The following is a 5,224-nucleotide window of genomic DNA, read 5'->3' on the forward strand; positions in this document are numbered from 1 at the left end:
CCGCCGAGCCGGAAGTAGTTGAACATCAGCCGCTGGCCCGTCAGGTCCTCCAGGAGCTTCTGGACGCGCTCGCGGTCGTTGATGGCGTACATGAACGTCGCCGTGAAGTCGCCGTTGATGTCGAGCGCGAACGTCGCGAGCGCGAGCATGTGCGCGGCGATACGGCACATCTCCGCGCCCATCGTGCGGATGACCTGCGCGTACTCCGGCACCTCGATGTCCGCGAGGTCCTCGGCCGCGCGGGCGTACGCCCACTCGTTGAGCAGCCCCGCCGAGATGTAGTCCCAGCGGTCCGGGTACGGCATGATCTGGTGGCGGTACGTCCCGGACTGCGCCATCTGCTCCTCACAGCGGTGGAGGTAGCCGATGTCGGGCTCGACGTCGACGACCTGCTCGCCGTCGAGGATCGTCTTCAGGTGGAGGACGCCGTGGGTCGCCGGGTGGTGCGGCCCGATGTTGAGGAACATCGTGTCGGACTCCGAGTCCCTGTAGTGTTCCTGCAGCGGGTTCGCGTGCTCCGGCAGGGTGGCGATCTGCGGCCGGTCCTTGTCGTAGTCCATCGACAGGGGGTGACCCTGCCACGTCTCCGGCAGCAGTATCCGGCGCAGGTCCGGGTGGTCGGTGTACTCGATGCCGATCAGGTCGTACGCCTCCCGCTCGTGCCAGTCGGCGGTGCGGAAGACGGGCTCGGCCGACTCCGAGACGGGGTCGTCCTTGTCGGCGGGGACGACGACGCTGACCTCCTGGGTCGGATCGTCGAACTTCTTCAGGTGGTAGATCGACTCGTAGCGGTTCTCGTACTCCTGGGCGGTGACCACCGAGAGGTGGTCGTATCCCGCCTGCTGTTTCAGGATCGAGAGCGTCTCCTGGACGGCGTCCGGGCGGATGACGAACCCGGGCGCGTTCAGATGGTCGTCGCGGTCGACGACGAGGTCGCCGAGGAGCGCCTCCAGCTCGTCGGGGGCGCGCTCGACGGCGCCGTCGTCGACGGTGTCCGGTCGTTCGAGGCTCATGGTGAATCAGCGAAGTTGTACCGCATGACGAGTTCGTCCTCGTCGATCTGGTCGGTGAGCTTCTCGACGAGCTCGTCGCGTTCGAGGTCGGAGAACTCCTCGAGCTCGTACGGCTTGACGGTCACGGGCGCGGCCTCCCCGTTGGCGACGCGCTCCTGCAGCTTCACGACGCCGTAGACGAGCGCCTCGGGGCGGGGCGGACAGCCGGGGACGTGGATGTCGATCGGGATGACCTCCTCGGCGCCCTTGATCACGTTGTACCCCTCCTGGAACGGGCCGCCGGAGATGGTACACGAGCCCATGCCGACGACGAACTTCGGCTCGGGCATCTGGTCGTACACGCGCTTCATCCGCGGGGCGAACTTCGAGACGATCGTTCCGGGGACGATCATCACGTCCGCCTGCCGCGGCGAGGCGCGAGGGACCCCGCTCCCGAACCGGTCGAGGTCGTGTTTCACCGCGTAGGTGTGCATCATCTCGATGCTGCAGCAGGCGATGCCGAACTGCAGCATGAACATGGAGGAGCCGCGACACCAGTTCAGGAACTTGTCGAACTTGGTGAGGATGAACGGCGAGGAGCCGAACGCCTCGCGCAGCCGGGAGTTGAACCGGTCACCCTGCCCGGTCATCCGGGCGTCTCGGGTCTCGGTCACGACTCGCGATTCGTCGGTGATGAACGGTTGATCGCTGCTCATTGGTTGATGTCCTCCGTCGTCTTTCTGCTGGTCGCGCGGGGGCTGCGGGCCCAGCTGATCGCCCCCGACCGCCACGCCCAGACGAGTCCGATCGCGAGGATTCCGACGAAGGCCAACATCGGCCACAGCAGGTCGATCATCGGGACGCCGGCCTCGATCGCCGGACGGTAGATGACGGCCCACGGGAACAGCAGCACGGTCTCGATGTCGAACACGACGAACAACAACGCGACCATGTAGTACTGGATGTTGAACCGGATCCGCGTCCCGCCCGTCGGGGTCTCGCCGGACTCGTAGGTGGTTCTCTTGCCGGTCTCAGGCACGCTCGGGCGGAGCAACGCCGACACGGTCATCATCCCGATCGGGATGAAGAGGCCGACGGCCGCCAAGGCGCCTATCGCTATCCAATCGCTCATATAGGTCTCCGTAACGTGCCTGAGTTTGGACCGCCCCCTCATAAGCGTTGAGTCTTGTGCGCCCGCGGGCGTGCGGGCCGATATCGACCGTTCGCGGTCGAAGCGACGGCGAACGAACGGGCAGCCGTCGATCCGATCCGGCGAGCGGGTCGGCGGCGAGCACCGCGAATCGAGCACGGGGCGATCCCGACGAGGCCGGGACGGGGGCGGGATCATCCCGACGGACGGACCTCCGGGACGGCCGCCGGAGCGACGTCCGTTACCGCTCGCGGAACCCGTCGAGCCCGAGGTCGTGGAGGGCGGCCGAGACGCCGGCGACGTCCGCTTTCTGTCCGTCGTGGAGGTCGACCAGCCGCTCCTCGACGGCCTCGTGTTCGCGCGCGAGCACCTGCGCCGCCGAGAGGGCGGCGTTGTACGACTTCCCGGCGTCGACGGCGACGATCGGCGCGCCGGTCGGCATCCCGATCACGGAGGCGACCGACTTCTCCTGGACCGGGACGCCGATGACGGGGACCGGGTACGCGATCGACGCGGTCATGTTCGGGAGGTCGGCGGACTTCCCGCCCGCCCCGGCGATCACCACGTCGAGCCCGCGGGCGCCGGCCGTCTTGCCGTAGGCGTACATGAGCTCCGGCGTGCGGTGCGCGGAGACGACGTAGCTCTCGTAGGTGAAGCGGGCGTCCGGCGCCTCGTCGAAGTCGGTCTGCTCCGCGAAGCCGAGGTCGTCGAGCGCCTCGTACGCGCCCTCCATGACGGGGAGGTCCGAGTCGGATCCCATGACGATCCCGACGTCGGGAGTCGTCTCGGGGTCGGCGTCCGCGTCGGCTTCCGCTTCGAGTCGGTCGATCAGGTCCTGCACCGTGGTCATGGACGTGGATTCGGCGGAGGCCGATAAGGAAGTGCCGGATGCGACCCGGGAGTCAGGCGCCCCGGAACGTCAGCCCGTCGCGGAGCTTCCGGGCCCGCGAGAGGAGGGCGTCGCGGTCGGCGTCCGCGTCGTCGGCCTCCGAACCGCCGGCGTCTGGGGTGGCGGTCAGGTGGCCCATCTTCCGGAGGGGGCGCACGTCGTCTTTCCCGTACCAGTGGAGGTCGGCGTCGGGCGCCGCGAGGACGCTCTCGACGTCGCGGAGCGCGGCGGGTCCGGGTTCCTCCACGTCGCCGAGCACGTTCGCGGTGACCGCGGGCGCGACGAGGTCGGTCGGGCCGAGCGGCCAGCCGAGGACGGCCCGGACGTGGTTCTCGAACTGCGAGGTGCGCGCGCCCTCGATCGTCCAGTGGCCGGAGTTGTGGGGGCGCGGCGCGATCTCGTTGACCAGCACCTCTCCCTCGCGGGTCTCGAACAGCTCGATCCCGTAGACCCCCCGGCCGTCAAGGAGGTCGAGCACGTCGCGAGCGACCGACTCCGCCTCCGCGGCGACCGCGTCGTCGGCGCGGGCGGGCGCGACGCTCTCGCGGAGGATCTCCTCGCGGTGGATCGTCTCCGTGACGGGGTAGGTCCGCGTCTCGCCGTCGGCGCCCTTCAGGCCCATCACGGCGATCTCGCGCTCAAAGTCGAGGAACTCCTCCGCCATCGCGTTCCCGCCGACCTCCTCGAGCGCGGCGGCCGCGTCCGCGGGGTCGTCGACGGGCACGTTCCCTCGGCCGTCGTACCCGCCCTCGCGCGCCTTCAGCATGACGCCGCCGAACTCCTCGACGACGCGCTCGAGCCCCTCCGCGGTCGCGACCGCGACGAACTCGGGGACGGGGACGCCGGCGTCCGCGAGCGCCTCCTTCTGGACGAGCTTGTCCTGGATCGTCTCGAGGGTGGCTGGGTCCGGCTGCACCGGCACGTCGTGTTCCGCGCTCGCCTCGGCCAGCAGCTCCGGGTCGGCCAGCTCGATCTCGAAGGTGAGCGCGTCGACGCGGCTCGCCAGCTCGTGGACCGCGTCGGCGTCGTCGAAGTCGCCGACGATCTGATCGCTCGCGACGGGGGCGGCCGGACAGTCGGGCGTCGGGTCCAGCACGACGACCTCGACGCCGAGCCGCGCGACCGCCTCGCCCATCATCCGACCGAGCTGTCCCCCGCCGACGACGCCGAGCGTCGGTCCCGGCAGCGTGATCGTCATGCGCGGCGATACCGGACGTTAGTGCATAAATATTCCCACATCGAACGATTAAATAGCCACGATCGTGCAGTGTCAGTGGATTCTCCCGCTCACAGTTCGACCGCCGCGAGGTCGCTCTCCAGCTCCGCCACGAACTCGTTGTACGCCTCGACGAAGCCGCGGAACGGCTCCGCGTACTTGCGCACGTCGGCCGCGGAGGGCGCCTCGTACTGCGAGAGGAGGTAGAGCCCGCCGGAGCCGCCGACCCGGAGGTACGAGACGGTTCCCTCCTCCCACTTCAGCTCCCAGCGGTCGCCGTCGACGCGGGCGGTGTAGGTCCCGTAGTCGTCGCCCTCGTAGCGATGGATCTCGCCGGCCATGACGGAGCAGGCGTCGCGGACCGCGTCCAGCACGCGGTCCCGCTCGGCGACGACCCCGTCGGTCGAGACCGGCTCGGGGAACTCGGCGCTCACGTCGTCGAGGACGCCCGACAGCGACGCGACGTACTCGTTCCAGGCGGCGACGAACTCCGCGTAGTCGTCGAGCGCGGCCGCGAGGTCGGACGGGTCCGGCGGTTGTTTCGTCGAGATGACGTACACGTCGGATCCCGATTTCGGCGAGAACAGCAGGAACTCCAGCTCCCCGGCCTCGTGTTTGACGGTCCACGTCCCGCCCGGCGTCGACAGCTCCCGCCGGCCGTAGTCGCCCCCCTGAAGCCTCGCGAGCTGGTAGGCGATCGTCCCGGCGTGGTCGCGGACCGCGGCGACGAGCTCGTCCCGCCGGTCGGCGACCGCGTCCGTGTCGCGCGCGTCGAGGTCGAGTCCGAGGTCGGCGTGGGTGGTCACGACCGATCTGGGCGCCACAAGGGGTTAATCGGTTCGGGTCGGGAGGGAACGCCCGACCGGCGTCCGGCGCCCGGAGGTCACGCGAGCGGCTTCGGCGGACCGCGGACCTACGCGATCGACGCCCGAATCTCCCGGATCCGCGCCGGCTCGTCGATCCCGGAGCGCAACACG

At 69.4% G+C, this 5,224-nt stretch carries 7 protein-coding genes; 1 reads left to right on the plus strand and 6 read right to left on the minus strand.

Annotated features, from left to right (window positions below):
• The 6 genes from U4E84_RS16120 to U4E84_RS16145 all read right to left on the minus strand — a co-directional run.
• Positions 1 to 1,013: NADH-quinone oxidoreductase subunit C (locus tag U4E84_RS16120; protein ID WP_322533134.1), on the minus strand; the 1,013-nt coding region annotated here is incomplete at its 3' end.
• Positions 1,010 to 1,708: an NADH-quinone oxidoreductase subunit B gene (locus U4E84_RS16125; protein ID WP_322533135.1), complete on the minus strand. Its 699-nt coding sequence runs from the start codon at positions 1,706 to 1,708 to the stop codon at positions 1,010 to 1,012. The genes U4E84_RS16125 and U4E84_RS16120, both read right to left, overlap by 4 nt.
• Complete coding sequence (locus U4E84_RS16130; RefSeq protein WP_322533136.1) at positions 1,705 to 2,124, minus strand: NADH-quinone oxidoreductase subunit A; 420 nt, start codon at positions 2,122 to 2,124, stop codon at positions 1,705 to 1,707. Before U4E84_RS16130 ends, U4E84_RS16125 begins: the two co-directional genes overlap by 4 nt.
• Before the next feature lie 259 nt (positions 2,125 to 2,383).
• Positions 2,384 to 2,992, minus strand: coding sequence for a 5-(carboxyamino)imidazole ribonucleotide mutase (gene purE / locus U4E84_RS16135; protein ID WP_322533137.1), 609 nt, complete (start codon positions 2,990 to 2,992; stop codon positions 2,384 to 2,386).
• Between the two features lie 52 nt (positions 2,993 to 3,044).
• Entirely contained in the window at positions 3,045 to 4,229 is a 1,185-nt protein-coding gene (gene purK, locus U4E84_RS16140; protein ID WP_322533138.1) for a 5-(carboxyamino)imidazole ribonucleotide synthase, read from the minus strand.
• An 89-nt stretch (positions 4,230 to 4,318) separates the two neighbouring features.
• Positions 4,319 to 5,053: a hypothetical protein gene (locus U4E84_RS16145; protein ID WP_322533139.1), complete on the minus strand. Its 735-nt coding sequence runs from the start codon at positions 5,051 to 5,053 to the stop codon at positions 4,319 to 4,321.
• Between U4E84_RS16145 and U4E84_RS16150 the strand changes: the two genes are divergently transcribed.
• Positions 5,042 to 5,224: hypothetical protein (locus U4E84_RS16150; RefSeq protein ID WP_322533140.1), on the plus strand; the 183-nt coding region annotated here is incomplete at its 3' end. The genes U4E84_RS16145 and U4E84_RS16150 overlap by 12 nt on opposite strands.

Origin of the sequence: Halorubrum sp. AD140 (genome assembly GCF_034497445.1) — an archaeon.
In the GTDB taxonomy this organism is placed as follows: domain Archaea; phylum Halobacteriota; class Halobacteria; order Halobacteriales; family Haloferacaceae; genus Halorubrum.

Bases quoted from the DNA above. Each gene is read 5' to 3' on its own strand.
- U4E84_RS16125 (WP_322533135.1), bottom strand. From the start codon at position 1,708: ATGAGCAGCGATCAACCGTTCATCACCGACGAATCGCGAGTCGTGACC.
- U4E84_RS16130 (WP_322533136.1), bottom strand. From the start codon at position 2,124: ATGAGCGATTGGATAGCGATAGGCGCCTTGGCGGCCGTCGGCCTCTTC.
- purE (WP_322533137.1), bottom strand. From the start codon at position 2,992: ATGACCACGGTGCAGGACCTGATCGACCGACTCGAAGCGGAAGCCGAC.
- purK (WP_322533138.1), bottom strand. From the start codon at position 4,229: ATGACGATCACGCTGCCGGGACCGACGCTCGGCGTCGTCGGCGGGGGA.